Source organism: Falsirhodobacter sp. alg1 (assembly GCF_000739715.2).
GTDB lineage: Bacteria > Pseudomonadota > Alphaproteobacteria > Rhodobacterales > Rhodobacteraceae > Falsirhodobacter.
The window spans coordinates 1-506 of the sequence record NZ_BBJC02000118.1 but is presented as its reverse complement, the minus strand read 5'-3'; the positions used below and the strand labels follow the sequence as shown (position 1 = coordinate 506).

The window sequence follows — 506 nt, the reverse complement described above, 5'->3', positions numbered from 1 at the left end:
AGATCGTTGTTGGGTTCGAACCGTNGTGAGAAGGAAACGCAAATCAAGAAACGTTTTTGGCAAAGTCATTGTCCCGCGGGGACAATCCCTTGGAATTGGCTCAGGTCAGCCAACGCCTCAGCTAGCTGTCCGATAAATGACGTTGTGGAATCATACTCCCAATAGCCAGGGCCTGACGGGACATAGAGAACGTCCGCCGCAAAAACGGCGTTCAAACCATGATGCATTCTATGGACCATCTGCCTTCCACGGGTAACGCGGATGCAGATTTCCTATTGATGATGATCCCGCACCATCAGTCAGCCATCGATATGGCAAAGGTAGAGTTGGAGCAGGGCGAGGACCCGGAAACGCGGGAAATGGCTGAGAAGATCATTTCCGCTCAGCAAGACGAAATTACTGGAATGAAGGCGATGCTCGATCGTCTCGGATTTGAAGCGCCCGAATAAATCCCGCAAGGGGAGATGACGTGCTGAGAGCATCTGACAGACAAAAAACTGTCAGAT

Annotated in this window: 1 protein-coding gene and 1 pseudogene; one reads left to right on the top strand and one right to left on the bottom strand. The window is 51.1% G+C overall.

The features are described 5' to 3' along the window. A pseudogene (locus TR36_RS16240) lies at positions 1-224 on the bottom strand (chromosome partitioning protein ParA); the annotation flags it as partial. 6 nt (positions 225-230) lie between these two features. On the opposite strand from TR36_RS16240, the gene TR36_RS14515 reads away from it, so the two are divergent. Next, positions 231-449 carry a DUF305 domain-containing protein gene (locus tag TR36_RS14515; protein ID WP_237763614.1) on the top strand — a complete coding sequence of 73 codons (219 nt, stop codon included), beginning with the start codon at positions 231-233 and terminating at the stop codon, positions 447-449. Positions 450-506: the final 57 nt, after the last annotated feature.